We start from the raw sequence: 26,273 nt of genomic DNA on the forward strand, positions 1-26,273 counted from the left end.
AGCACACTATTAGAGCGAGACACATGGATGACTTCCACGCGAGCCAGCCGATCTTTGTCCAGATCCGGCAAAGGCTGATCGAGATGATCCTGCGTCGGCAGGTCGAGCCGGGCCAGGCCTTGCCATCGGTTCGTCAGATCGCCGCCGATCTCTCGGTCAATCCACTCACCGTCACCAAGGCGTTCGAAGCCCTGGTCGATATCGGCGTGGTCGAGAAGCGGCGCGGACTGGGCATGTTCGTCGCCGATGGCGCCCGCGAAAACCTGCTCGTGCACGAACGCGCAAAGTTCCTGCACGAGGACTGGCCCCGCATCGCCGCCCAGATAAGGGCGCTGGAGCTGGACCTGCCCAGCCTGCTCTCGACACCGTCCCAGCCTGATGAGGCGCAGAAATGACTGACAATCCCATGATCGAACCGATCGTCACCGCGCGAGGCCTGCGCAAGTCCTTCGGCCGCAAGCCGATCCTGCATGGCCTCGATTTCGACATTCCCCCCGGCCGCATCTACGGCCTGATCGGCCATAACGGGGCAGGCAAGACCACCACGCTCAACGCCATGCTCGGTCTCACCTCCTATGAAGGGACCATCCGCGTCCTGGGCGAGGACCCCTTTGCCCACCGCCCCCGGCTGATGGAACACGTCGCGTTCATTTCCGACGTGGCCAGCCTGCCGCGCTTCCTCAAGGTGCGCGAGCTCTTCGCGCTGCTCACCGATATTCATCCCCGCTTCAGTCCGGCCAAGGCCCAGTCCTTCCTCGAAGGCACCGATCTTCGGCCCGACATGAAGATCAAGACCCTGTCCAAGGGCATGCTGGCGCAATTGCACCTCGCGGTGGTCATGGCCATCGACGCCCGGCTGCTCGTGCTCGACGAGCCGACCCTGGGCCTCGACATCACCTATCGCAAGCGCTTCTACCGCCGCCTGCTCGAGGATTACATGACCGAGCAACGCACGCTGATCATCACCACCCATCAGGTGGACGAGATCGAATTCATGCTCTCCGACGTCATGTTCATCCGCGATGGCGCGCTGATCCTGCACATGCCCATGGAAGCGGTCGGCCAGACCTATTGCCAGCTCGTCGCCAACGAACCCGACCAGCAGGCCCAGGCGCGCGCGCTTGGTCCCGTCTATGAGGAAACCCGCTTCGGCCAGACGGTGATGATCTTCGATGGCGTCGACGCCACAAGGCTCGAGCCGCTCGGCCGCGTCTCCACCCCGACCATTTCGGACCTTTTCGTTGCGCTCATGCAGCGGCCCACCGCCAATCCGGAGACCGCCCGATGAAGGCCTTCTTCGCCCTCGTGCACCGCGAATATATCGAACATCGCGGCGCTTTCCTCATTGCGCCGCTGGTGCTGGTCGCCCTGGTCTTCGCGCTGACCATCCTCGCCTTCAGCGTCAATCGCCTCGACACGCGCTTTTCCGGCCAGATGCTCACCGTCGTGCCCAATTGGGTGTTCGAAGCCGGCTTTGCCGGCCTCGCAGTCGCCTGGCTCGCCTATCTGGGCTTCGTCATGTTCTTCTACTGCGCCGATGGCTTTGCCGCCGACAAGCGCGACAATGCCATGCTGTTCTGGAAATCCATGCCGGTTTCCGATTTCAAGGTGCTCATGAGCAAGCTCGCCGCGGCTCTCACCGTGCTTCCGGGTTCGGTGTTCGGCGTGGCCCTGATCTCCATCCTGCTCATGTTCGGTGTCGCCTATGTCACCATCATGATCGCCGGCCTGGGCACTGGTGCGCTTTTGGGCAATATCGCGCTGATCTTCGGGCAGATGGCGCTGGTCTATCTGGTCGTGCTGGTCTGCGCGCTGCTCTGGTATCTGCCCTATATCGCCCTGGTCGGCGCCATGGGCAGTGTGGTGGGGCGCTGGGCCATTCCGCTGACCCTGCTTCTGCCCACCCTGGTTTCGGCGCTCGAATGGGTGACCCTGGGCGGCGCCCATCCCTTTGCCACCCGAACCTCTTCCTTCCTCGAATATCGCAGCCAGATGCCGGTCTCGCTCGATCATCTCGACCGGGTCTTCGAAGGCCAGGAGCCGTTCAATGCAACACTCTTCGCCACCGATTTCCTGCAGAAATTCGATTGGACGCAGGTGGGCATCGGCGCTGTCTTCGCCCTGGTGATGATCTGGCTGGCCGCCCAATATCGCCGTCGCGCCGCCGCCAACTGACACGCGGGACCCATGCCCCGCGTCCTGCGCCGCGCTCCGGTCCGGAGTGCGGCGTTTTTCTGGTCTGCCAATCGTGCTAGAGCCGCCCGGTTCCGGAGATAAGCCTTATGACCCTCCCCAAGATCGTCAGCTTCTGGCATGGCCCGCTGAGCTGGCTGGAAGTGCTCAGCATCACCTCTTTCCTCAATCGGGGTCACGAGGTGCTGGTCCATTCCTATGATCGGCCTGCCGATCTGCCCCAGGGGGCACAATGGTGCGACGCGCAGAACCTGCTGCCGCGCGACAAGCTGGTCTTCTACAAGGGACGTGGCACGCCTGGCGTCTTTTCCGATCATTTTCGCTACGCAGCCCTGCGCGCAGGCCTGGGCATCTATGCCGATCTCGACATCTATTGCCTGCGCCCTCTTTCCGGCCCCTTCGATTATCTCATGGCCTGGGAGCGGCCCGGATCGGTCAATGGCGCGGTGCTCTCCATGCCGGCCGATGCGCCGCTGCTCGACGATCTCGAAGCCATTTTCGAGCCCGGCCCCCGGCCATTGCTCGAGCCGCACCTGCCCCCCGTGCGGCGCATCGAGGTGGCGCTGCGTCGCCTGTTCGGCGATCGGGTCACGCCCGAGCACATGCAATATGGCGCCACCGGCCCGATGGCGCTGACCCATTATGTCAAAAAGCACGGCCTCGTGCACAAGGTGCGCCCCAGCGCCACCTTCTATCCCGTACCCTATGAAGGCATCCCGGCGCTCATGCAGCCGGGGTCGAGCCTCGACACCGCCATCAAGCCGGAAACGCTTGCCATCCACCTCTGGCGCAGTCAGCTCACCGACCGGGGCCGGGCCGACATGCCCCTTCCGGCGCCCGGCAGCGCCCTGGCCGAACTCTGCCGACGCGAAGGGATCGATCCGGCTGTCCCGCTCGGAGCCGGATTGTCTCTCCGCTGATCCTGCTCTCTCGGAGCCTCACACCCTGTCGGGAACCGCGAGGGCGCCGACGCATTCTCCTAACTTGCGAATGATTTGCAATTGCATTATATCAGGCGCATGGAATTGGAGTTCTCGATGCCGCGTGCCCTTTTGCCTGCCTTGCTGGTTTCCGTTGCGCTGATCCTGCCCGCCGCTGCGCAGGAGCGCATCAAGGCCGTTACCTCATTCACCATCCTGGCCGACATGGCGCAGAACGTGGCTGGCGATGCAGCCGAGGTGGTCTCCATCACCAAGCCCGGCGCCGAGATCCACAATTACCAGCCCACCCCGGGCGATCTTCTCGCCGCCCAGGATGCCGATCTCGTGCTGTGGAACGGACTCAATCTCGAACAATGGTTCGCCCAGTTCCTCGATAATCTTCCCGATGTGCCCAATGCCGTCCTCAGCGAGGGCATCGAGCCGATCGGCATCGGCGATGGTCCCTATGCGGGTCGTCCCAATCCCCATGCCTGGATGTCGCCGTCCGATGCCCTGATCTATGTCGACAATATCCGCGCCGCTTTCGCCGCCGTCGATCCGGCCAATGCCGAGATCTACGCAGCCAATGCAGAGGCCTATGCCCAGGCGATTACCGCCACTGTCGAGCCGATCCGTGCCGCTCTGGCCGAAGTCCCCGAAGAGCGGCGCTGGCTGGTCACCTCCGAAGGCGCCTTTTCTTATCTCGCCCGCGATTTCGGGCTGCGGGAGCTTTATCTCTGGCCGATCAATGCCGATCAGCAGGGCACCCCGCGCCAGGTGCGCGAGGTCATCGACGCCGTGCGCGAAAACGATATTCCGGTCATTTTCTCCGAATCCACCATTTCTTCCCGCCCGGCCGAGCAGGTCGCGCGCGAAACCGGCATCCATTATGGCGGGGTGCTTTACGTGGATTCGCTTTCCGAGCCCGATGGCCCGGTGCCGACCTATCTCGATCTGCTGCGCGTCACGGCCAGCACCATTGCTGCGGGCCTGATCGATGAGTGAAGACAGGGGCCTGCTCGTCAGCGACGTGACCGTCGCCTATCGCAATGGCACCACCGCCTTGCGCCATGCCAGTTTCACTGCACCGCGCGGCTCCATCACCGCCCTTGTCGGCATCAATGGGGCCGGCAAGTCCACGATCTTTAAGGCAATCATGGGTTTCGTGCCGCTGGCGGGCGGCGAAATCTCCATTCTGGGCCGGCAGGGCCATCGGGCACAGCGGCAAAATCTCGTCGCCTATGTGCCCCAGTCCGAGGAAGTGGACTGGAATTTTCCGGTCCTTGTCGAGGACGTGGTGATGATGGGCCGGTTCGGGCACATGAACTTGTTCCGGATGCCGCGCCGGATCGACCGCGATAAGGTTGCCGCGGCCCTGGCACGGGTCGATATGACCGATTTCGCCCGCCGTCAGATCGGCGAATTGTCCGGCGGCCAGAAAAAGCGCGTCTTTCTCGCCCGGGCCCTGGCACAGGAAGGCGAAGTGATCCTGCTCGACGAGCCCTTTACAGGTGTCGACGTCAAGACGGAGGACGCCATCATCGCCCTGCTGCGCGCCCTGCGCGACGAGGGCAAGGTCATCCTCGTCTCCACGCACAATCTGGGCTCGGTCCCCGAATTCTGCGATCGCACGGTCCTCGTCCGGAACACCGTCCTCGCCCATGGCCCCACCGCCGAGATCTTTACCCGCGAGCGGCTCGAAGAGGCCTTTGGCGGCGTGCTGCGCCATTTCGTTCTCTCCGGCGCCGGCCTGCACGACGACGACGATCCACGCCATCTTTCCGTTCTCACCGACGACGAACGTCCATTGGTGTTCTATGGCGAAAAGGGCAGGGAAGCCCACCAGAACCGGGGTAGTGATCTGCCATGATCGAGACCCTGCTCGAGCCCTTTGCCTATAATTACATGGTCAACGCCATCTGGGTCTCGGCGCTGGTGGGCGGCATCTGTGCCTTCCTGTCGGCCTATCTCATGCTCAAGGGCTGGTCGCTGATCGGCGACGCCCTGTCTCATTCCATCGTTCCGGGCGTCGCCGGCGCCTATATGCTGGGCCTGCCCTTTTCGCTCGGCGCCTTCCTCTCTGGCGGCCTTGCGGCGGGCGCCATGCTCTTTCTCTCCCAGCGCACGCGGCTGCGCGAGGATGCGGTCATCGGGCTGATCTTCACCACCTTTTTCGGCCTCGGGCTCTTCATGGTGTCGATTTCGCCCACGCCGGTGGATGTGCAGTCCATCGTTTTGGGCAATATCCTGGCCATCACCCCCGAGGACATCGTGCAATTGGTCGCCATCTCGGTGGTGACCCTGGCCGTCATGGCAATCATCTGGAAAGACCTCATGGTCACCTTTTTCGATGAAAGCCATGCCCGCTCGATCGGGCTGCGGACCACCTGGCTCAAGGTAGTGTTCTTCACCCTGCTCTCGGCGGCCACCGTGGCGGCCATGCAGACCGTCGGCGCCTTCCTCGTCATCGCCATGGTCGTCACGCCCGGCGCCACCGCCTATCTCCTGGCCGATCGCTTTCCCCGGCTCGTGCTCATCGCCATCGCCCTGGGTGTCTCCTGCTCGGCCATCGGCGCCTATCTCTCCTATTTTCTCGATGGCGCCACCGGCGCGGTCATTGTCGTGCTGCAGACCCTGGTCTTTCTCCTTGCCTTCCTCCTCGCGCCCAAGCATGGCCTGCTCGCGGCCCGCCGGCGCATCGCCCGCGAGGTGCAGTAATGGCCTGGTACGAAATGGCGCTCTGGCCCTTCCAATTGCCCTTCATGGTTCAGGCCATGCTCATCGCCGCGCTCGTGGCGATCCCCACCGCGCTGCTCTCCTGTTTTCTCGTGCTCAAGGGCTGGTCGCTGATGGGAGACGCCATCTCACATGCCGTGCTGCCCGGCATCGTCTTGGCCTACATCGCCGGCATTCCCCTCGGCGTCGGCGCTTTTGCCGCCGGCATGGTCTGCGCGCTTTCCGTCGGTTTTCTCAAGGAAAACAGCCGCATCAAGGAAGACACCGTCATGGGCGTGGTCTTTGCTGGCCTCTTCGGGCTGGGCATCGTGCTCTACACCGCCATCCGCACCGACGTGCACCTCGACCATGTCCTGTTCGGCAACATGCTGGGCGTGGGCCAGGCTGATCTTGTCACCTCCGGCATCATCGCCATCGTCGTGGTTCTGGTCATCGCCGCCAAATGGCGCGACCTTATGCTCTTCATTTTCGATCCCCAGCAGGCCGGCGCCATCGGCCTGCCGGTGCGCCTGCTCCATTACGGCCTGCTGGCGCTGATTTCGCTGACCATCGTGGGTGCGCTGCAGGCCGTCGGCATCGTGCTGGTCATTGCCCTGCTGATCGCGCCCGGCGCCATCGCCTTTCTGCTCACCCGCCGCTTCGGCGTCATGCTCCTGATCGCCACGGCCATATCCCTGTCCGCAAGCCTGCTCGGCGTCTATCTCAGCTTCTTCATCGACAGCGCCCCCGCGCCCACCATCGTCTTGCTGATGAGCCTCTGCTTTGTCGTGGTCCTCCTCGCCACCCAGCGCAAGACCGTCGCCACGGTCTAGCCTGGGGGGCGGGCCCACTTATCCCCGCCGCCCCATCCCGTGCCCAGAATTGGCGCCAGCACCAGATGGAGCCCTTTCATGGATCACACAGCCCGCCTCGACCTGCCCTTCATCATGGCCGGACAGGCCCTCAAGCACATCACCCACAACGAGGCGCTCGAAACGCTCGATGCGCTCGTCCAGCCCATCGTCGAGACGCGCGGTCTTGCCAGTCCGCCCGCATCGCCGCTGCCCGGCGAGGCCTGGATCGTGCCTGCCGGCGCCACCGGGGCCTGGTCCGGCCATGCCGACCAGATCGCGGCCTTTCAGTCGGGCGCCTGGCGCTTTTACGATCCGGCCGAAGGCTGGCAGGTCTTCGACCGCGCCAGCGATACGCTGCTGGTCTATTCTGGCAGTGCCTGGCTGCCGCTGGCGGCCCTGGGCGCAGGCCTGCCGCTTTTCGGCGTCAATACCAGCGCCGATGCTACCAATCGGCTAGCCGTCTCCGCCGCCGCAACGCTTTTTACCCATGACGGGGCCGGTCACCAGCTCAAGCTCAACAAGGCCGCTTCCGGCCACACGGCGAGCCTGCTCTTCCAGTCCAACTGGACCGGCCGCGCCGAAATGGGGCTGATGGGCGACGATCTCTGGCGCCTCAAGGTCAGCCCCAATGGCACGAGCTGGGTCGATGCCATCGCCGTCAATGCCACGACCGGCGCGGCCAGTTTCGCCGCCGCCCCGCGCCCGGCGCTCGACAATGCCATGACCCTGGGCGCCAGTGGTGCCCGCTGGTCGGCCATCTGGTCCGCCACCGGCACCATCCAGACCTCCGATGCCCGCCTCAAGACCGCGGTCGCGCCCACCGATCTGGGGCTCGATTTCATCCTGGCGCTGCGCCCGGTGCGCTTTGCCTGGATCGGGGGCGACGACCAAACCCATTACGGCCTCATCGCCCAGGAGGTCGCCGCCTGCCTCGCTGGCAGATCCTTTGGCGGCCATGTTGTCGAGGACGACCGGCATGCCCTGCGCTACGACCAGTTCATCGCGCCGCTGATCAGGGCCGTGCAGGAGCTTTCCGCCCGGATCGCGGCGGTTGAGGCGGCCTGACATTTCCGCTCTGTCGAAACCGGCGCCGCCCGTTCGTCAAAAGGGGAGGGGGGCGGCATCCGCCCCGCCCACAACCAGCAAACGGAGACCCGTCATGACCTATATCGAAGGCTTCCTCGCCGCCGTTCCCAAGGCCAACAAGGCGCTCTATATCGCCCATGCCCGCGCCGCCGCCGACCTCATCAGGTCCTGGGGCGCCACGCGCGTCGTCGAGAACTGGGGCGATGACGTGCCGCACGGCGAGACGAATGATTTCTACGGCGCCGTCCAGGCCCGCGAGGATGAGGTCATCATCTTTTCCTGGATCGAATATCCCGATAAGGCGACGCGCGACATCGTCTCCCACAAGATGATGAACGACCCCGCCATGATGAATGTCCCCGACATGCCCTTCGATGGCCGGCGCATGATCTTCGGCGGCTTCCAGACCCTGTTCTCGGTCTAGCGGCTGCCTGTGGCGCTGCGGCATCCCCCGGCTTGACGCTGTCCCTGCATGCGCCTAGGCCTGGGACGGAAAGTCCCCGGAAAGGATGCCGCATGACCGCTCTGTCCGATTTCAGCCTGCCCCTTCTCGATGGCACGCCGCAGGACCTTTCGGCCTATGACGGCAAGGTTGTGCTGGTGGTCAATGTTGCCTCCCGTTGCGGCCTCACCCCCCAATATGAGGGCCTCGAGGCGCTTTATCGGCAATATCGGGACCAGGGCCTCGTCATCCTCGGCTTTCCCTGCAACCAGTTCGCCGGCCAGGAGCCGGGCACGTCCGCCGAGATCGCCCAGTTCTGCGCCCTGACCTATGGCGTCAGTTTCCCGGTCTTTGAGCGCATCAATGTCAATGGCCGCTGGGCCCATCCGCTCTACAAGTGGCTCAAGCATGCCGCGCCCGGCACCTTGGGCGAGGCCATCAAATGGAACTTCACCAAGTTCCTGCTCGATCGTCGCGGCCAGGTCGTGTCGCGCCATGCTCCCACCACCGAGCCTGCGGCCCTCGCACCCGAGATCGCGGCGCTGCTATAGCGTTCGGGCAACGGCGTCCATCACATTGCTTCGGCTCCGGAACATTTCCTGCGCTTGCTCGTTCGTTTGCCCGAGGGGCGGACAATGGCCGTTTACGCGGCCCCCGCAATGTAAAGGACAATAACAATGCAGAAACTGCTTCTGGCCTCCGTGGCAACGCTTTCGCTCGGCCTCATGGCCCCCGCAATTGCCCAGGACGCCCAGGCTGGCGCCACCATCGGCGCTGCTGGTGGCGGCACCACGGGCGCCGTGGTCGGCGGCCTGGTCGGCGGCCCCATCGGCGCGGTGATCGGCGGCTTTGCCGGCGCAGTAATCGGCGCCGAGGCCGGCATCGAGACCTCCACCATCGATTATGTCTCGGCCAATCCCGTCGAACCCATCTATATCGATGGTGCGCTCGAAGTCGGCTACGCCGTGCCGTCCGGCGTCACGGTCTATCCGTCCGATAACCCGGCCTATGGCTACATCTATGCCAATGGCCGCGTCTGGATCGTGGACATGGCTGCCTCGACCCTGGTCTACTCGCCCGGCTATGTGGTGAACCAGAGTGCCGTTGATTATGCCACGGCCAACCCCATCGGCGAGATCAATGCCCAGGGCGACGTCGTCGTCGGCTATGTGGTCCCAGAGGACGCCCAAATCACGCCGGTCCCCGAAGACCCCTATTATGGCTATGTCTATATCAATGGCCGCCCGGCCGTGGTCGATACTTCGACCCGCGCCGTGGTCTGGTTCCAGTAAGCCTGAAGTCTTGCTGCAAGGCCGCCCGGTTTCCACCGGGTGGCTTTGCTTTGTCCGATGTCCTGTCCTAGTTTGCACGCCATGAGCAGACACCAGCATGATAGGGCCGCACTTCGCCCCCCGACCGCTCCGGAAGGGGCACGCCGATGACAAGTCCCGCCGCGCCGCGCGTCGAGATCGCCTATTGCACCCAGTGCAATTGGATGCTCCGCGCCGCCTGGATGGCGCAGGAACTGCTTTCCACCTTTGCGCTCGATCTGGGTGGGGTCACCCTCGTTCCGGGCACCGGCGGCATTTTCGAAATCCGCATCGATGGCCACCTGGTCTGGGAGCGCAAGCGCGACAATGGCTTTCCCGACAGCCGCGTGCTCAAGCAATTGGTGCGCGATCACATCGATCCCGAGCGCGATCTCGGCCATCTCGATCGCGTCGCGCCGCCATCATAAGGCATTCACAAACTCGAGTGGTCTGGTCTAGTCTCGCCGAGAAATTTCGGGAGATGTCATCCATATGCTCAAGTCCACGCTTCTTTCGGGCGCAGCCCTTTTGCTTCTCGCCGCTCCTGCCTTGGCGCAGGACCTGCCCGATCTCGACGGGCGCGTCATTCATGCGGTCACCGAGAACGCTTATTACCCGCTCAATTTCGCCGGCCCCGACGGGCAGGGCATCGGGCTGGAATATGACGTCATCAACGAGATCGCCAGCCGCCTCAATGCCAGTGTCGAATGGGACCTCACGGCCTGGGACGTGATGATTGAAAGCGTGCGGTCCGGTCAGTTCGATGTCGGTGCCGATGGCATCACCATCACCGAGGAACGTGCCCAGCAGGTTGATTTCACCCAGCCCTTCATCACGGTCGAGCAATATTTCCTCGTCCGCGCCGATGAGGAGCGCATCACCAGCCCCGAGAGCTTCACCGAGGACACAGACCTGCTGTTCGGCGCCCAGGCCGGTACGTCCTCGTTCTATACCGCCATCTATGACGTGCTCGACGGCGACGAAGCCAATCCGCGGGTGAAGACCTTCGACAGCTTCGGGGCGGCCGTGCAGGCGCTCAAGGCCGGCGACGTCGATGCCGTCATCGCCGACCAGGCCGCATCCGCCGGCTATATCGGCGCCGATCCCGGGGCCTTCAAGCAGGCTGGCGATGCCATCAAGTCTGATCCCTTCGGCTTCATCCTCACCCCCGGTTCAGACCTCGTTGACCCCTTCAACGCCGCGCTGGCTCAGCTCGAAGCCGAAGGCTGGCTCGATGAGCGCATCAATTACTGGTTCTTCGACTACGCGGCGGAATAGAAATCAGCGATCTGCCCCAAGCCGTCGTCATTGCCGGGCTTGTCCCGGCAATCCAGCAATGCTTAAGCAAGCCATGGACCACCGGGGCACGCCCGGTGGTGACGTCTGAACCACAGGTCGGCGGACGCCGTCGGCGGATTTCTTGTCCATGACCGCTCGCCCCCATCGCCGTCCGTCGCTGTTTGCGCGCCTGCCCTATTGGCTCCTCGCCATTCTGCTGCTCCTCGTGCTCGGACTCTGGGCCATCACCAGCGACCAGACCTATTCGGGCATTTTCCAGTCGCTGGTGGGCGGCGTCTTCACCACGCTCTGGGTCACCTGCATCGCCTTTGTCGCAGCGACCGTGCTGGGCCTGCTGGTGGCGCTGGCCCGCACGTCATCCATCCGCCCCCTGCGCGAGCTCGCCACCTTTTATGTCGAGATCATCCGCGGCATCCCTATCCTGGTCTTTCTGTTCTACATCGCCTTCGTGGCCGCTCCGGCCATGGTGGGCGCGTTCAACTGGGTATTGGCGCCCTTTATTGACTGGGGCTGGATCGCCCCGGCCACCGTGCGTGGCTTCGATTTCGTCTGGCGCGCCATATTCGCGCTCACCGTCTGCTATTCCGCCTTCATTGCCGAAGTGTTCCGCGCCGGCATCGAAGCGGTTGGGCGCGGCCAGATCGAGGCGGCGCGCTCGCTCGGCCTGTCGCGCTGGCATTGCTTCCGGCTGATCATCTTTCCCCAGGCCCTGCGCACCATCCTGCCGCCGCTGGGCAATGACTTCGTCTCCATGGTCAAGGACAGCGCCCTGGTCTCGGCGCTGGGCGTGCAGGACATCACCCAGCTCGGCAAGCTTTCGGCCTCCTCGAGCTTCCTGTTCTTCGAAACCTACAATGTCGTGGCCTTCCTCTATCTCACCATGACCATTTCGCTCTCCCTCCTCGTCCGCTGGCTGGAGCGGTTCATGGACCGCAAAGCCAGCCGCTAGCGCAGGAGCGCGCCAAGGACCCTGCGTCACCCCGGAGCGCACAGCTCCTGCCCGCCCCGGAAGCGAGGGCTGGCTGGGAGGGCTGCAATCGCCACGACACGCGGGCCGTCTTCGCCAACCACCACCTTGCTTATCCCCCGCGCGCACCCCATCTTTGCCCCATCATTCCGGAGGCCTTTCATGCACCATGTCGCGCGCGTCGCCATTCTCGGTTTTACCGCTCTGGCCCTGGCGGCCTGTGGCCGCGGCGGGGAGGTGGGCAATGTCGGCGTCGACTGGACCGGCAACGATATTTCCATCGAGGCGGTGGCCGACCCCGATGTGCAGGGCGTCGTCTGCCACCTGGCTTTCTTCAACCGCTCCTTCATCGACCGGGTGAGCCAAGGCAATTGGTTCGAGGACCCGTCCTATTCCGCGCTCGATTGCTCGGCCATCGGCCCGATCACCATCGGCAATGTCCGCACCAGCGCCGGCGGTCAGGAAATCTTCCAGCAAGGTCGCTCGCTCATCTGGAAGTCGCTTCGGGTCACCCGCATCTATGATGCGGCAAACAATGCTCTGATCTATCTCGGCCATGCGCGCGAAATCCAGCAGGGCTCGGGCAAGATGAGCCTGTCGGTCGTGCCGCTCAATGGGCTCGACGTTACCTGGACCAATGGTGCCCCGGCCTCCCAGCCCATGCAGGGTTCAATCATGGTCACCGGCGAATAGCGCCGTTGCGGTCTGGCGGGTGGCTGGGCAAAACGATGCCCGGCTCTCCCTCAACAAGGCAAAAGCGTTTCGCCCCTGCCCGCTTCAACTGACGGCCTCGGGCACGATATTCTCAATCACAACGAATGACCCGCTCGGAGCGGGCAAAGAGGAAAACGACATGGCGATCCTGATTGGCGATACCGCCCCAGATTTCACCCTCGAATCCACCGAGGGCACCATCCATTTTCACGACTATATCGAAGGCTCCTGGGCTGTCCTGTTCAGCCATCCCAAGAACTTCACCCCGGTCTGCACCACAGAATTGGGCTATACCGCCAAGCTCAAGCCGGAATTCGAAAAGCGCGGCGTCAAGGTGCTGGGGCTTTCGGTAGACAAGCTCGAGGATCACGGCGGCTGGGCCAAGGATATCGAGGAAACCCAGGGCGCCGCCCTCAACTTTCCGCTCCTGGCCGATACCGAGGGCAAGGTGGCCCGTCTTTACGACATGATCCACCCCAATGCCGACAATACGCTGACCGTCCGCTCGGTCTTCGTCGTCGGCCCCGACAAGAAGGTCAAGCTCAAGATCGAATACCCGGCCTCCACCGGCCGCAATTTCGATGAGGTTCTGCGCGTCATCGACAGCCTGCAGCTCACCGCCAAGCACCAGGTCGCGACGCCGGTCAACTGGAAGAGCGGCGAAGACGTCATCATCGTTCCCGCCGTCTCCAACGAACAGGCCAAGACCAAATATCCTGAAGGCTGGAAGGAGCTGAAGCCCTACCTGCGCATCGTGCCCCAGCCGCGCGGCTGATCACGGCTCCAATTTTCTTCCCTGACGGACTGGGCGGTGGCATGGCTACCGCCCTTTTTTTGTCCCGGCGGCCGCGCCAGACAGGATTTCCCGCCACATTCGAGCCGCAAACCGCTCCGTCCCGGCCAGATTTCCGGCCTTTTTCCCCAGGGAACCCAAGAAAATAAGCCTCTGGGCGAACTTTGAAGCAACCGTTGCCCATCGGCCACAGCCCGCAAACTGGTTCTCCCAACGCGCTGAATCGGACGAGCGTATGACAATGATTCGTCCATCCACCGGATTCGATTTCTACACTTTCCAAGAGTCTAACGCGTTCAGTTAACAGATTTCGTCTCCAACCCTGCGGCAATCGGGCAACAGGCAGGCCAATGAGGCGGAGATGGCCGGATTTGCTCACATTGTGGCCGTCCGCCCCTCTTAGACATCCCGGCATCATCAATTTCAGTGAGCCAGGATCATTGACTAAGAAAGCCGTTATCGCCGCCATCTGTGCTGCAAGTGTCTTGAGTTTTTCCAGTGCAGCCTATGCCCAATGTGGCGGCGCTTCCTGGTACGGCCCCGGCTTCCACGGGAAGAAGGCCGCATCGGGTGAAACCTTCAACGAGAACGCCATGACGGCGGCGCATCGTTCCCTGCCATTCGGCACCAAGGTCGAAGTGGTCGACCAGCGCACCGGCAATTCGATCGAGGTCACGATCAATGATCGCGGCCCTTTCCACGGCAAGCGCATCATCGATCTGTCCAAGGCTGCTGCCACCGCACTCGGCTTCCGCAATCGCGGCGTCACCACGGTGTGCATCGCTCAGGAATAGACAACGTCTTTGATAAGGACGTTGAAAAGGGCCGCTCAGAAGAGCGGCCCTTTTCAATTGCGGCCCGATGCGAGGCTCAACGTCAACAGTCTGCTAACCCATTGCCCCTCGATGTCAACGAGATGGCAACGTTACAAAAGCCCATTCTCAGCGCGCTCAAAATGCCATAGCCTTGCCCGCGACTGATCTTTTGAGCGTTTCCTGACATGCGATTCGGCCTCTCCCTGCCGCCCCAGATCACGGTCTTCGGGGCGTTTTTCGTTTATTCATTTTGCATGGGATCCATGTTTCCACGGCTGCCCGACATCCAGCGGGCCATGGGCGTGGGCGAGGGACAATTGGGCCTGGCGCTGATCGGTTCGGCCTTCGGAACGTTGATTTCATTGACATTTGCCGGCCGCCTGCTCGAGGCCGTGGGCTATCGCCGGGTGCTGCTGGTCGCCATTCCATTGCTCTCGGTATTCTACGCTCTGTCCATGTGGGCAGACGGCCCGCTCATGTTCTTCCTGCTGCTGGTGCCGGTGGGCCTCACCATCGGGGCCATCGAGGTGATCATCAATATCGAGGCAGACCGCGTCGAGCACGCCGTCGGCAAGCGCATCATGAGCCGTGCCCACGCCTTCTGGAGCCTCGGCTTTTTCTCCGCCGGCATGGTCGGCGCCTTCATTGCGCAAATGGGCATTTCCCCGCAATGGCACCTGGCCGGCATGATCCCGGTCATCCTTATAGTGACGTTGATTTTGCTCGGGAAATTTCAGCCCGCCCCCCATCGCTCCGGCTCCAGCACCGATGAAACGCCACGCTTGGCCAAGCCCACTTTCACCATCATGATGCTGGTCGGCGTCTGTCTGTCGGCCATGCTCATGGAAGGTGCCGGGATCGACTGGTCGGCCATCTACATGCGCGACATGTTCGGTGCCGAGCCGTTCTGGGCCGGCTTCGCCGTTGCCGTCGTCGCCGGCTCGCAGGCCTTTGCCAGGTTCTTCGCCGATGGCTTTGTCGAGCGCTATAGTCCGGTCAACGTGGCCCGGGTCCTGCTGTGCATCCTGGGCATAGGGGTCATCATCGTCTTCCTCGCGCCATCCGCCTGGGCGGCCTATCTGGGCTTTGCCATGATCGGTATCGGCTCGAGCGCACTGTTTCCGCTGGCCATGTCGGCGGCGGCGCAGCAGACCGACCGACCCGCCGCCATCAACGTCGCGGCGCTCGCCCAGTTTTCCTTCACCGCATTCCTCCTCGGCCCGCCGCTCCTGGGCTTTGTGGCTGAGCATTACGGCATTCAGTGGACCTTTGGTGTCGGCCTGCCGCTGGTGCTGCTGGGCCTGACAACCGCGCATGCCCTGCGCCCTCGTCCGGTTTCAAGGCTTGTCACGCCATGATCGCCCCTCAGCATCGCATCTATGCCTGCTTCTTCTTCTTCGCCGTCACCACAGGCGCCCTCATGGCGCGCCTGCCTGATATCCAGGCGCATCTCGATGTCACCAAGGCAGAGCTGGGACTGACCATGATCGGCATGGCCATCGGCTCGCTGATCTCGCTCACTCTGGGCGCGCCGGTGATCGAGCGGCTCGGTTTCCGAACCACGGCGTTTTTTACCACGCTCACGCCTGCGATCCTCTTTGCAACTATCCCCTGGCTGCCCTCGGCCCCCGCCATGTTCGCCGTGCTGTTCGTCGTCGGTCTGCTTTCGGGCGCGCTGGAGATCAATCTCAATGTCGAGATCGACCGTCTCGAAGCGCAGACGGGCCGGCGGTTCATGAACCGGGCGCATGGCTTCTGGAGCGTCGGATTTTTCATCACGGCCCTGTTCGGCGCCGTAATCCGCCAGTCAGGTCTTTCGGCAGCCCTGCATATGGGTCTTGTCGCGCTGATCGTTGTGCTTGTCGGTGGTTACCTCATCTACGGCGCCACCAATGCGCCCAAACCGGTCCGCGGCGATGGCGATGCCGATCACCATCGTTTCGCCTTCCCCACCTTGGCGCTGCTGCCGCTTTGTCTCATCGGCTTTGCCGCCTTTCTCGTCGAAGGCGCGGGCATCGACTGGTCCGCTATCTATATGGGTGAGGTCTTCGCGGTGGAGCCCTTCGTGGGGGGCATGGGCCTCACGCTGTTTGCCTTCTTCATGGCGCTGATGCGCCTGACGGCCGATCCCATCGTCACCCGCTATGGCCCGCGTAACGTGGCCATGGTCATGTTGGCCTTTGCCAGCCTCGGCGCACTTCTCGTTGGCATCGCGCCCTCGCCGGAGCTGGCGCTTCTCGGTTTTGCCCTGATGGGCGCGGGCTGCTCGGCAGTCTATCCCCTGGCCGTGTCGGCTGCTGCGCAGCGCACCGACCGCCCTGCCGCGGTCAACGTGGCAGCGCTCGGACAGGTGAGCTTCGTCGTGTTCTTCCTGGCCCCGCCGCTCCTGGGCTTCGTGGCCGAATTCATCGACATCCGGGCGTCCTATCTCGTCTGCCTGCCCCTGCTTCTGGCGGGGCTCTGGGCGTCCAGCTTTGCCCTGGGTACGCACAAGGTCGAAACGCCCTTGCATATGCCGCCCGAGCCGATCGGGCCCAATGGCTGAGGGTCTGCCGCCCATTGTCGATCTGCGCCAGTCGGCGACGGCGCTGCGGGTGCAGCGTGGCGTCATGCGCATGCTGCGCGAACGGCATGACATGGCGTGCTTTGCCGAGGTGCCGCTCGCCAATGGGCGGCGTGCAGATGTGCTGGCGGTCGGCCCCAAGGGCGAAATCTGGATCATCGAGATCAAGTCGAGCCTGATCGACTTCCAGGTCGACCGAAAATGGCCGGAATATCGCGAGTTCTCCGACCGCTTCTTTTTCGCCAAGCCGCCGGAGCTCGACGCCGAAATCTTTCCTGAAAGCGAAGGACTGATCGTTGCCGACGGCCATGACGGTGCCATTCTGCGCGACAGCCCCGACACTCCGCTTGCCCCGGCGCGGCGCAAGGCGCTGATGCTCAAGCTTGCCCGCATGGGCGCCGACCGTATCCATATCCTGATGGATCCCGGCCCCCGCATCTGAACCAGGGCGCTCGCGCCTCGCCACTCTGGACGCTTCATGATTTTGGCCCATTGGCGCATCGCCGCGCTCTTCTTCATCCACGCCCTGGCCATTGGTGCCGTGCAGACCCGCATTCCGGACCTGCAGGTGCTCAATGGCCTCTCGGAAGCGCAACTGGGCCTTGTGCTCATGGGTCAGCCGCTGGGCGGGCTGCCTATGTTCCTCGTCTCCAGCGCCATCATCGAGCGCTTTGGCCCCCGTAGGGTCATTCTCTGGTTTCTTCCCGTAGTGATCGTCACTTCCGCCCTGGCAGGCATTTTGCTGCATCCGATCGCCCTTTTTGTGATGCTGGCCCTCAACGGGGTGGGATTTTCCCTCACCAACATTGCCATCAATGTCGAGGCTGACCGGGTGGAGGCCACGTCCGGGGCGCGCATCATGAACACCTGCCACGGCATCTGGAGCGTTGGCTTTCTGGCCACGGCCCTGATCGGAGCCACGATGCGCGGCCTCTCTATTTCGCCAGCCCTGCACTTAAGCTTCATGGCGCCAATCCTGGTCATTCTGCTGCTGATAATCATCCGACCCATGCCAATATCGGTGCCGCGCCCGCATGCCGGGGAGACACGGCGTCGTCTGGCGCTGCCGACCCTGGCCACCCTGGGCCTTGTGGCCTTCGGGCTGGGCGCGGGCCTTACCGAGGGAGCGTCCCGGGCCTGGGCCATCATCTATCTGCGCGACAGTTTCGACGTCGCACCCTGGGTGCAGTCGCTCGCACTGCCGGCGCTGGTCGCCGCCATGGCCATCTGCCGGCTGGGCGCCGACCGGGTGCTTGACCGTTTCGAGCCCGTCCTTGTGGCCCGGGCGCTGGCACTGGTCGCAATATCGGGGCTGGCCATGGTCGTGCTGGCGCCCAATGCATGGCTGGGGCTCTTCGCGTTTGTACTGGTCGGTATCGGCATCTGCGTGCTCTACCCGCTGATGTTGTCGGCCGCTGCGCGCCTGGGCGACCGCCCGGCTTCGCAGAACGTCGCCTCGGTGACACTGGTCTTTCAGCTGGTCAATCTCGGCGCTCCGGTGTTGATCGGCGCCGTGGCTCAGGGGCTTGGCGTGCGGATGGCCTTTGCCGTCCTCATCCCGCTGCTTGTGCTCACCTTTGTCATGGCAGGCCAGCTCAGGCCTAAAGGTTGAAAACCCGCCGCGGCTTGAACTGGCCATATTCGACCGATCCGGTGGCCAATACCTGTCCCTTGAAGCTGACCCAGCACTCGTCAAGCTGGGCTGGCGCGGCAGCACCGGTCAGGAGGACGGAATTGCCGTGCGACACAGCGCCTGCCTGCCCGGCATCGAGGCGGATTTCCTTAAGATCGGCCAGACCGCGGGCCACCGGAGCCATCAGGGCGTCGCGTGCCGGGCCGGCTTCGGCCGCTTCCAGCATGTCGATCGTGACTGCATCGGCATCTGTAAACGGACCCACGGCGGCCCGGTGCAGCTTTGTCACATGGCCGACTGTGCCCAGAGCCTCGGCGATGTCACGTGCCAGCGAGCGGACATAGGTGCCCTTGCCGCAGGTCACTTCCAACGTACTGGCCTCGCCGCCGTGTTCGACAATGCTTATGGTATCGATATCCACGGGGCGTGCCGCCAGTTCGACGGTCTCGCCGGCGCGCGCCAGATCATAGGCGCGTTCGCCATCGACCTTGATGGCCGAAAATGCGGGCGGCCGCTGCAGGATCGTTCCGATAAAGCGCGGCAGCACGGCCTCGAGAGCCCCTTGGTCAGCTCGTTTGTCCGAGGTGGCTATGACCTCCCCCTCGGCATCGTCCGTGGTCGTCGCGCGACCCCACCCTATTGTGAACCGATAGACCTTGGTGCCGTCCTGAATCTGCGGCACGGCCTTGGTCGCTTCGCCCAGGGCGATCGGCAGGATACCTGTCGCCAGGGGGTCAAGCGTTCCGGCATGACCGGCCTTGGCGGCGGACAAAAGCCAGCGCACCTTGCCCACGGCCTGGGTAGAGGTCATGTCATAAGGCTTGTCGAGCACGATCCATCCGGAGATGGCGCGCTTCTTGGAACGGACTTGGGTCAAGGTTCAGCCTTCGCTGTCGTCAGGTTCGTCATCGAGATCGCGCTTGACGCGATCCGAACGCAACAGGGCGTCGATCCGCCCGGCTTCCTCGAATGTGTCATCGACGAAGAAGCGGATTTCAGGGGCATATTTGAGGTCGATCTGCGGCGCGATCCGGCCGCGTACGAACTTGCGATGGCGGTTCAGCGCCGCCACGATCTCGTCGGCATGGGCGCCGCCCAGCGGCATGACATAGGCATTGGCGATCTTGAGGTCGGGCGTCATGCGCACTTCCGGCACGGTCACCACCGCGACACGCAAGGCTTCGTCCTCGATTTCTCCGCGCGCAAACATGGCCGCCAGGGCGTGGCGGACCAGTTCACCGACACGCAGCATGCGCTGGCTGGGGCCTGTAGGCTTATGGTCTTTTTTCATGGGCAAGCGGCTTAGGCTTTCCCGCGACCGCCGTCAATCCGCAGCGATTATTCCTGCCGCCGACTTGAACTCCTCAACGCGCTGCTCGATCTGCGCCGCGGAGATGGGCCAGCTGGCCGGATCGGCGGTATCAAAGGCTGCTCCCCGCCACTCCTGGTAGACCATGGCTGCGCCAGTCTCGGACCTGACGAAGCGCGCCAGCATGACCTCTCCCTGTCCTGCATATCCGGGCAGGTCGAGATAGGCCCCACAGACAAACCCGAGCGGAGGGATATCCTCGCCATTGTCCGGCTCGAGCTGGAACAGGGCAACCGCATCGGGGCGGCAGGCACGCGCATAGACATTGATGATCACCGAGCGCAGATCGGTGAGGGAGAGATTGGGCTGGCGAAACAGGCGGGCGCCGTAGAGCCGGGTCCAGAGCGCTTCTCCTTCTCCACGCGGATAGAGTTCGAGCCGGGCTTCGGAGGCGTCTTCGCTGAACTGCACGGACATCCGGTCGAGGATCGCGTCCGGTCCGGCGCCGTCCAGTTCCAGCCAGTCCGGCAGCGGCAGTGCAAGCTGCTGGTCGAGGGCCAGCAGCACCAGATTGCCGTTCTCGACAGAAAGGGGTGTCGGGCGTGGCGTTTGCGCAAAGGCCGGCAAGATCAGAAGGCCGGTCATCCAGATGACGCTGACAAGTCTTTTGAGCAGCACGAAGCTCTCCTAAACCCGAAAATGAGGCGCGTGGCCTCCATGCCGACCAGCCATCAGCGCCCCCTGCATGGGTCGCTCAATCGGACGATTAGGGATGAACTTAGGCAGAAGCAAGTGCCCCCCATCGGCATCGATCCGATGAGTCCGGGCCTGCGGACATGCTGCAACACTCACGCCTGCGGGCCGCGCGGCACCGGGGTCTCGGGCAGCAGGCGATGGGGCGGCTGATGCCCGTCCATGAAGGTGCGGATATTGACGATGACGGTTTCGCCCATCTCGATGCGGGCTTCGAGCGTGGCCGATGCCATATGCGCGGTCAGGGCTACCCGTCCCTGCTGGGCCAGGTCGAGCAGGCGCGGATTGATCCCGTCATGGTTCTCGAACACGTCCAGCGCGGCCCCGGCAAGGTGGCCGGCTTCCAGCTGCTCGATGAGGGCGGCCTCGTCGAGCAGTTCCGGCCGGCTGACATTGACCAGGTGAGAACCCGGCTTCATGCTGGCTAAGCGCCGGGCCGAAAGAATGTGGTGCGTGTCACGCGTCAGCGGCGTGTGAAGGGTCACGATGTCCACGGCGGCCAGCATGGCGTCGAGATCGTCCCAGTAAGTCGCTTCAAGCGGCGTTTCTATGCCCGGTGGCCGACGCTTGCGGGAATAATAATGAATGGAAAGGCCGAAGGCACGCGCCCGGCTGGCAACAGCCGTGCCGATGCGCCCCATTCCGACGATACCCAGGGCCTTGCCACGCAGGCGGTGTCCCAGCATTGAAGTCGGCGACCAGCCGGCCCAGGCGCGGTCCTGCAGCAGCATCTGCGTGCCTTCGAGCAGGCGCCGCGGCAGGGCCAGCATCAGTGCCGTGGCCATGTCGGCGGTGTCCTCGGTCAGGACCGAGGGCGTATTGGTGACGGTCAGCCCGGCCGACCAGGCTGCATCGAGGTCGATGTTGTCGACGCCATTGCCGAACTGGGCAATCAGCCGCACGCTTTGCGGCAGGCGGGCGATCAGCCCGGCATCGATGCGGTCGGTGATGGTTGAGACCAGGACATCCTTGCCCTCGAGCCCGAACAGGATATCGTCCGGCGTCAGCGCGGTGTCGGCCTCATTGACGTCAGTCTCGAACAAGGTCGCCATGCGGGCTTCGATGCTCGCGGGCAGGCGCCTCGTGACAAGAATCTTGGCTTTGCTGGATGTCATGCGTACCGGATAGGATCGGCCAGGCCGGCTTTCGCAGGCCCTTTAGCGACCATTAAGGATCATGGTCTAGTGATAGGACAAATCCATCCCATCTGCAAAGTGATGTTCGGTTTGCCCGCTATTTCGGGCCTTGTGCGCCCTTTTCTGCTGACGTTTCTGGCTCTGGCGCTTCTCGTTCCGGTGGCGCCTTCGGCACCTCTGGCACAGGATAATCCCAGTGGCTTGCCCTTGCCGCGCTTTGTCAGCACGCGCTCCAGTCCCATCAACGTCCGTGTCGGGCCGGGGACGCGCTATGAGATCGCCTGGAACTTCCTCGTGCCAGGCGTGCCGGTGGAAATCATCCAGGAATTCGACACCTGGCGCAAAATCCGTGACAGCGAGGGGGACGAGGGCTGGGTCCACCAGAGCCTGCTCGTGGGCACGCGCATCGGCTATGCCACCCCCCTCCTGGCCAATGGCGAAGTCGAAATGCGGGCCAATCCGTCCGAGGGAGCGCCCCTGCGCGCTCGCCTGGCATCCGGTGTGAAGGTGACGATCAGCGCCTGCAACGGTGAGTGGTGTCAGGTTTCGGCCGGCCAGCCGCATGAACGCGCCAGCTATAACGGTTGGGTGCGCCAGGCCGAACTCTGGGGTGTCTACCCCGATGAGGACTTCGACTGACCCTTCGGCCTACCGCGTCGCCCATTCGAGCAGGCTGGCGAGGCTGACAAAGGCAATGCCGGCGTGTTCGCTGAGGCCTGAGGCGCAGGTCGAGACGGTGGAGACACCCAGCGTGCAGCCATCCGGAATTTGCGGACGAACGCGCCGCGTCGCATGCGCATTGAGCTCGGGCACGAACAGCCCCTTGTCTCCGGCATAGCCGCAGCAGGTGATCGAGGACAAGACCGTCACCTCGTCGGCACAGGCAGCCGCAATCGCTTCGGTCATCGGTTGTTCAGCCAGCCTTTGCGCCGAACAATTGTGATGTACGGCGAGCGAGGGCAGTTTCTGCGTGATCGTGACCTTGCCCAGCACATGGCTCATGAGGAATTGCGCGGAATCTGCAACGCTCGCGTCGCCGGGGAAGTCCTTGAGATGCTTGGCGCAGGTGGATGCATCGGTCACGACCGGCAGCCGGCCGCCGTCGCTAAGGGTTGAAAGCTCTGACCTCAGCGCACCGCCCACCCTTGCAGCGTCTTCCGGAAAGCCCTTTGATTGGAAAGGCTGGCCGCAACATTGGCCATTGGTCTGCTCGGGCCGGATGACGTCATAGCCCGCACGTTCGAGCAGGACGACCATCGCCTCCGGCGTCGAGAGCAGATCATGCTCGGTGCTGGGTGCGCCGAACATCCGGCTGGGGCAGGCAGGAAAATAGACGATGCTCGGGCGGCCAGTCTGCGCGATCGGCACTGGCACGCCGCTCCGTCGCGGATCTTGTCGTGTATCGCGGGCTCTGGGTGCCCCCGGTCCGCGATGCAAGGCGCGGGAGACCCGCGGCAGTCTTTTGCCGGTGAGGCGACGTCCCGTTTCGGTCAGGGCCTCGACGGCGGGGGCGGGGATGACAGCGCGGGCTGCATCGGCCACGGCAAGACCGCCGCGCATCAGCGTTTCGACACTGCCGCGATGGTCGGCAGCCAGCCGAGCCACCATATGGGCCGTTCCGCCACGCCGCTTCGCGCGTTCGCCGATGATCATGGTGCCCGTTTCGATGCCAACCGGGCAGCGCAGGGCGCAGAGATTGCAGGCCGCGCAGGTATCGAGCCCGGCATATTGGAAATCGGCCTCGAACCGGGCCAGCCGCGCCGGGTCCTCCCCGCTGGCGCGCAGGCGTGCGCGCTCACGCGTTACCGCAATGCGCTGTCGCGGGGTCAGGGTCATGTGATGGCTGGGGCAGGCGGGTTCGCAGAAGCCGCACTCGATGCACAGATCGACCAGTTCGTCGGCCAGCGGCATGATCTTGAGGTTCTTGATGTGCACCTTCTTGTCGGCATTGAGCAGCACGCCAGGATTGAGCAGCCCCTCGGGGTCGAAGATCGTCTTGATCGCGTGCATGATCGCATAGGCCTTGCTGCCCCACTCGGCTTCCACGAATGGAGCGATTGCCCGGCCGGTGCCATGTTCGGCCTTGAGCGAGCCGCCATAGCGGATCGAGACAAGTTCGGACAATTCCTGGTTGAGCGCATCGAACCGTTCTGCCGCGCCGGCCTCGGCGAAATTGTCGCTCATCTGGAAATGCAAATTGCCGGCCAGGGCATGCCCGAAAATGATGGCATCGTGATAGCCGTGCCGGTCGAGCAGGTCGCGCATGTCCACCACGAATTCGGCAAGCCGCTCGATGGGCGCCGCCACGTCTTCGGTGAGCATCGAGGTGCCCTTGGGCCGCGCCGCGCCGCCCGAAGTGAAAAAGCCCTTGCGGATATCCCAAAGGGCATGGCTGCGTTTTTCGTCGGTCGAGAACTCGACATGCGTGGCGCCGTGGCGCCCCAGAAGCTCTTCCGCCTTCGCCACTTCCACGGCCAACGTGGCCGCATCTGGCGCCGTGACATCGATCAGTACGGCCGGCGAATTCTCGGTAAGCCAGGGCAGGAGCGGGGCCATGGGCGCCAGGTGCTCCACCGTCGCCAGCGCCCGGCGCTCGATATATTCGGCAGCGGTGATCCCCGTCGTCGCCTGCACGCCGCCATTGGCCATTTCGATAATGGCGCGACCCGCCGATTGCGGGTCGGGGAAGGGAATGAGGCCGGTGGCCTTGTAGGGATGTTCGGGAACCGTGTTGTAGGTGACCTCGGAGACAAAGCCGAGTGTTCCCTCAGAGCCCACCATCAGGTGAATGAGAATATCAAGCGGGTCATGATAATCGACCAGCGCATTGAGGGAATAGCCGACCGTGTTTTTGATCCGGTACTTTTTCCGGATCAGTGCGACCAGATCGGCATCAGCCATGACGTCACGGTGCAGCGCACTGATCGCCTCGAGCATGCTGGCATGGCTGGCGCGAAAGGCCGCGCAGCTCTCGGCATCACCCGAATCGAGCATGGTCCCGTCAGCCAGCACGATCCTGAGGCGGGCCATGGTGTGATAGGTATTCTGCGCAACCCCGCAGCACATGCCGGATGAATTGTTGTTGACCACGCCACCAATCTTGCAGGTGGCCTGGCTCGCGGGGTCCGGGCCGATCTTGCGGTCGAAAGGCTTGAGCGCCTTATTGGCCTCGGCCACGATGATGGCCGGCCCCAGCGTGATGCGCTCAGCGCCATCGAGAATGTGCAACTGCCGCCAACCGTCGCCGAGGACGGCCAGGACCCCATCGGTAACAGCCTGCCCCGAAAGCGACGTCCCCGCAGCGCGAAACGTCACCGGCAGGCCTTCGGCGCGGGCAGCTCTGAACACCGCACGCACCTCGTCCTCGCTATTGATGAACACCACCACTGCCGGGATGAGGCGATAGGAACTGGCGTCCCCGCTCCAGGCATAGGTCATAAGCGGGTCAGTATGGATACTGCCCTTTATCACTGGCCTTAGACGGGTCGCGATGCGCTCGCCTGCGGCGAGCTTGTCGGGGTGGGGAGCCTTGGGCTGTATCGAGGCAATGGCGGTGGTCTGCATGCTGTTGGTACTAACATGTTAGTAATGCGCTGCGAAGCGGAATTAGGCGAATGCGGGCAGAACGGCGTGGGCGGCTGCCTGGATGCGGAGGATCAGGTCTTCCACCCGTTCGTCGCCGCGACGTTCCTTGAGCACATAGATGCCGGTGACCGCGCGCTTGGGCTCGCCGCGCTGGTCTACTTCCATCAGGCCACGACTGCTGAAGTCGTCGCGCAGGACGTGGGTATGCAGCAGCACCGCGTCGGTTGCCAGCGTATAGTCGATGCAGGCTGCGAGCGAATTGGACCGGAAAGCATAGGTCGCCCGATCAAAAACTGTTTCCACCCGGGCACGCCGTCGCGAGGGATCGAAAAATCTTTCATGCCGACTTTCCGCCAGCGAGGAGATGACGATGGGGTATGCATCCACCTCGGCCTGGCTGCGCTTTTCTCCCAGGAGCGGATGGCCTGCACGCACGAAGAAAGCGTTATAGACCCGCGTCAACGGAATGAATTCGGTGCCGATGGCTGAGCTCAATCCATCAATTTCATGGGCGAGGAACATCGAGATGTCGCCCGAGAGCATCTGGTCCATGAGGCGCAATTGGTTGCCCAGGCTCACTTGCACCGGAGCTTTGGGAAATTCCTTTTGATAGGCAATGATCATGTCCTTGAGGAACATGCTCCACCACGAATAGCCCGAGCCGACCGAAAGGCCGCGCTCTGTGCCGCATTGCTGGTCGGCAATGGCGTTCATCGTGTTGTCATAGAGCCGGCGCATCAACTGGGCGTTCTCATAGAGCGTTTCGCCATAGCGGGTGAGCCGCACGCCGCGCGAAGACCGTTCGAACAGCGGCACGCCAATGGTTTCTTCCAGCTTGCGCATATTGAAGGTGAGAGTTGGCTGCGTGATGAACAGCGATGTCGCAGCGCCGCTCAATGTGCCCGCATCGGCCACCGCCAGAAACTGGTTGAGAAGTTTGTCCAACTACGCCTCCATAGATAAAATCTATATTAGACGCGTGATTTCGTAGTTTTCCATCCCCTTTTTTTGCGACACACTCCTTGTCTCGGTCGAGGCGAATTGCGCAGGCGACCTTTGCATCTGCACGGTTCGGAGGATGAGAGAAAAGGTTCAGCACCCTCGAGGATATTCTGGCTCTGACCGGCTTCCATACAAGAAGGTTGCCGATAGCCTCGCCGCCGTGCTAAGCTGTAACTGTCTGGTT

At 63.3% G+C, this 26,273-nt stretch carries 29 protein-coding genes; 23 read left to right on the plus strand and 6 right to left on the minus strand.

What is annotated here, in order from left to right; translation table 11 throughout:
- The first annotated feature begins 23 nt into the window (after nucleotides 1–23).
- From VE26_RS15065 to VE26_RS15170, 22 genes are all read left to right on the plus strand, one after another.
- The gene (locus VE26_RS15065; RefSeq protein ID WP_046105960.1) at nucleotides 24–395 is read left to right on the plus strand and encodes a GntR family transcriptional regulator; all 372 of its coding nucleotides are present in this window, start codon (nucleotides 24–26) and stop codon (nucleotides 393–395) included.
- On the plus strand, nucleotides 392–1,288 hold the full coding sequence (locus VE26_RS15070; RefSeq protein WP_046105961.1) for an ABC transporter ATP-binding protein: 897 nt from the start codon (nucleotides 392–394) through the stop codon (nucleotides 1,286–1,288). The genes VE26_RS15065 and VE26_RS15070 overlap by 4 nt, the downstream gene beginning before the upstream one ends.
- Nucleotides 1,285–2,175, plus strand: coding sequence for a hypothetical protein (locus VE26_RS15075; protein ID WP_046105962.1), 891 nt, complete (start codon nucleotides 1,285–1,287; stop codon nucleotides 2,173–2,175). The genes VE26_RS15070 and VE26_RS15075 overlap by 4 nt, the downstream gene beginning before the upstream one ends.
- A gap of 107 nt (nucleotides 2,176–2,282) precedes the next feature.
- On the plus strand, nucleotides 2,283–3,113 hold the full coding sequence (locus tag VE26_RS15080; protein WP_046105963.1) for a hypothetical protein: 831 nt from the start codon (nucleotides 2,283–2,285) through the stop codon (nucleotides 3,111–3,113).
- A 117-nt stretch (nucleotides 3,114–3,230) separates the two neighbouring features.
- Nucleotides 3,231–4,118 carry a metal ABC transporter substrate-binding protein gene (locus VE26_RS15085; RefSeq protein WP_046106424.1) on the plus strand — a complete coding sequence of 296 codons (888 nt, stop codon included), beginning with the start codon at nucleotides 3,231–3,233 and terminating at the stop codon, nucleotides 4,116–4,118.
- Nucleotides 4,111–4,983, plus strand: a complete 873-nt coding sequence (locus VE26_RS15090) for a manganese/iron ABC transporter ATP-binding protein (protein ID WP_046105964.1) — start codon at nucleotides 4,111–4,113, stop codon at nucleotides 4,981–4,983. Before VE26_RS15085 ends, VE26_RS15090 begins: the two co-directional genes overlap by 8 nt.
- Nucleotides 4,980–5,831: a metal ABC transporter permease gene (locus VE26_RS15095; RefSeq protein WP_046105965.1), complete on the plus strand. Its 852-nt coding sequence runs from the start codon at nucleotides 4,980–4,982 to the stop codon at nucleotides 5,829–5,831. The genes VE26_RS15090 and VE26_RS15095 overlap by 4 nt, the downstream gene beginning before the upstream one ends.
- Nucleotides 5,831–6,661 (plus strand): metal ABC transporter permease, encoded by an 831-nt coding sequence (locus VE26_RS15100; protein ID WP_046105966.1) that lies wholly within the window; start codon nucleotides 5,831–5,833, stop codon nucleotides 6,659–6,661. The genes VE26_RS15095 and VE26_RS15100 overlap by 1 nt, the downstream gene beginning before the upstream one ends.
- A gap of 78 nt (nucleotides 6,662–6,739) precedes the next feature.
- Nucleotides 6,740–7,747, plus strand: a complete 1,008-nt coding sequence (locus VE26_RS15105; protein ID WP_052715949.1) for a DUF2793 domain-containing protein — start codon at nucleotides 6,740–6,742, stop codon at nucleotides 7,745–7,747.
- Between the two features lie 94 nt (nucleotides 7,748–7,841).
- A complete protein-coding gene (locus tag VE26_RS15110) occupies nucleotides 7,842–8,192 on the plus strand; it encodes a DUF1428 domain-containing protein (protein WP_046105967.1) in 351 nt (116 codons plus the stop codon).
- A gap of 92 nt (nucleotides 8,193–8,284) precedes the next feature.
- A complete protein-coding gene (locus tag VE26_RS15115) occupies nucleotides 8,285–8,761 on the plus strand; it encodes a glutathione peroxidase (RefSeq protein WP_046105968.1) in 477 nt (158 codons plus the stop codon).
- Between the two features lie 126 nt (nucleotides 8,762–8,887).
- The gene (locus VE26_RS15120; RefSeq protein ID WP_052715950.1) at nucleotides 8,888–9,502 is read left to right on the plus strand and encodes a DUF1236 domain-containing protein; all 615 of its coding nucleotides are present in this window, start codon (nucleotides 8,888–8,890) and stop codon (nucleotides 9,500–9,502) included.
- Nucleotides 9,503–9,648: 146 nt separating this feature from the next.
- Nucleotides 9,649–9,948: an Rdx family protein gene (locus VE26_RS15125; RefSeq protein WP_046105969.1), complete on the plus strand. Its 300-nt coding sequence runs from the start codon at nucleotides 9,649–9,651 to the stop codon at nucleotides 9,946–9,948.
- A 64-nt stretch (nucleotides 9,949–10,012) separates the two neighbouring features.
- Nucleotides 10,013–10,798, plus strand: coding sequence for a substrate-binding periplasmic protein (locus tag VE26_RS15130; RefSeq protein ID WP_046105970.1), 786 nt, complete (start codon nucleotides 10,013–10,015; stop codon nucleotides 10,796–10,798).
- A 148-nt stretch (nucleotides 10,799–10,946) separates the two neighbouring features.
- The gene (locus VE26_RS15135) at nucleotides 10,947–11,768 is read left to right on the plus strand and encodes an amino acid ABC transporter permease (RefSeq protein ID WP_046105971.1); all 822 of its coding nucleotides are present in this window, start codon (nucleotides 10,947–10,949) and stop codon (nucleotides 11,766–11,768) included.
- A 180-nt stretch (nucleotides 11,769–11,948) separates the two neighbouring features.
- Complete coding sequence (locus VE26_RS15140; RefSeq protein WP_046105972.1) at nucleotides 11,949–12,479, plus strand: CreA family protein; 531 nt, start codon at nucleotides 11,949–11,951, stop codon at nucleotides 12,477–12,479.
- A gap of 160 nt (nucleotides 12,480–12,639) precedes the next feature.
- Nucleotides 12,640–13,275 carry a peroxiredoxin gene (locus tag VE26_RS15145; protein WP_046106427.1) on the plus strand — a complete coding sequence of 212 codons (636 nt, stop codon included), beginning with the start codon at nucleotides 12,640–12,642 and terminating at the stop codon, nucleotides 13,273–13,275.
- Nucleotides 13,276–13,733: 458 nt separating this feature from the next.
- Nucleotides 13,734–14,087 (plus strand): septal ring lytic transglycosylase RlpA family protein, encoded by a 354-nt coding sequence (locus VE26_RS15150; protein WP_046105973.1) that lies wholly within the window; start codon nucleotides 13,734–13,736, stop codon nucleotides 14,085–14,087.
- A gap of 206 nt (nucleotides 14,088–14,293) precedes the next feature.
- Entirely contained in the window at nucleotides 14,294–15,466 is a 1,173-nt protein-coding gene (locus VE26_RS15155) for an MFS transporter (protein WP_046105974.1), read from the plus strand.
- A complete protein-coding gene (locus tag VE26_RS15160; RefSeq protein ID WP_046105975.1) occupies nucleotides 15,463–16,653 on the plus strand; it encodes an MFS transporter in 1,191 nt (396 codons plus the stop codon). The genes VE26_RS15155 and VE26_RS15160 overlap by 4 nt, the downstream gene beginning before the upstream one ends.
- On the plus strand, nucleotides 16,646–17,113 hold the full coding sequence (locus tag VE26_RS15165; protein ID WP_046105976.1) for an MmcB family DNA repair protein: 468 nt from the start codon (nucleotides 16,646–16,648) through the stop codon (nucleotides 17,111–17,113). The genes VE26_RS15160 and VE26_RS15165 overlap by 8 nt, the downstream gene beginning before the upstream one ends.
- Nucleotides 17,114–17,149: 36 nt before the next feature.
- Entirely contained in the window at nucleotides 17,150–18,283 is a 1,134-nt protein-coding gene (locus tag VE26_RS15170; protein WP_046105977.1) for an MFS transporter, read from the plus strand.
- On the opposite strand, the gene truB is transcribed toward VE26_RS15170, so the two are convergent.
- The 4 genes from truB to VE26_RS15190 form a co-directional block, all read right to left on the minus strand.
- Entirely contained in the window at nucleotides 18,273–19,181 is a 909-nt protein-coding gene (truB, locus tag VE26_RS15175; protein ID WP_046105978.1) for a tRNA pseudouridine(55) synthase TruB, read from the minus strand. The two genes, VE26_RS15170 and truB, sit on opposite strands and share 11 nt — an antisense overlap.
- 3 nt (nucleotides 19,182–19,184) lie before the next feature.
- Nucleotides 19,185–19,595: a 30S ribosome-binding factor RbfA gene (gene rbfA, locus VE26_RS15180; RefSeq protein ID WP_046105979.1), complete on the minus strand. Its 411-nt coding sequence runs from the start codon at nucleotides 19,593–19,595 to the stop codon at nucleotides 19,185–19,187.
- A 33-nt stretch (nucleotides 19,596–19,628) separates the two neighbouring features.
- Nucleotides 19,629–20,291 carry a hypothetical protein gene (locus tag VE26_RS15185; RefSeq protein ID WP_046105980.1) on the minus strand — a complete coding sequence of 221 codons (663 nt, stop codon included), beginning with the start codon at nucleotides 20,289–20,291 and terminating at the stop codon, nucleotides 19,629–19,631.
- Between the two features lie 170 nt (nucleotides 20,292–20,461).
- Nucleotides 20,462–21,481 carry a 2-hydroxyacid dehydrogenase gene (locus VE26_RS15190; RefSeq protein ID WP_046105981.1) on the minus strand — a complete coding sequence of 340 codons (1,020 nt, stop codon included), beginning with the start codon at nucleotides 21,479–21,481 and terminating at the stop codon, nucleotides 20,462–20,464.
- A 69-nt stretch (nucleotides 21,482–21,550) separates the two neighbouring features.
- Here VE26_RS15190 and VE26_RS15195 point away from each other — a divergent pair, with 69 nt between their 5' ends.
- Entirely contained in the window at nucleotides 21,551–22,141 is a 591-nt protein-coding gene (locus tag VE26_RS15195) for an SH3 domain-containing protein (RefSeq protein WP_200897257.1), read from the plus strand.
- Nucleotides 22,142–22,150: 9 nt separating this feature from the next.
- On the opposite strand, the gene VE26_RS15200 is transcribed toward VE26_RS15195, so the two are convergent.
- Both VE26_RS15200 and VE26_RS15205 read right to left on the minus strand, forming a co-directional pair.
- Entirely contained in the window at nucleotides 22,151–25,066 is a 2,916-nt protein-coding gene (locus VE26_RS15200) for an FAD-binding and (Fe-S)-binding domain-containing protein (protein WP_084620568.1), read from the minus strand.
- A 42-nt stretch (nucleotides 25,067–25,108) separates the two neighbouring features.
- Entirely contained in the window at nucleotides 25,109–26,032 is a 924-nt protein-coding gene (locus VE26_RS15205) for a LysR family transcriptional regulator (RefSeq protein WP_046105983.1), read from the minus strand.
- Nucleotides 26,033–26,273 lie beyond the last annotated feature (241 nt).

The organism is Devosia chinhatensis, assembly GCF_000969445.1.
In the GTDB taxonomy this organism is placed as follows: Bacteria; Pseudomonadota; Alphaproteobacteria; order Rhizobiales; family Devosiaceae; genus Devosia; species Devosia chinhatensis.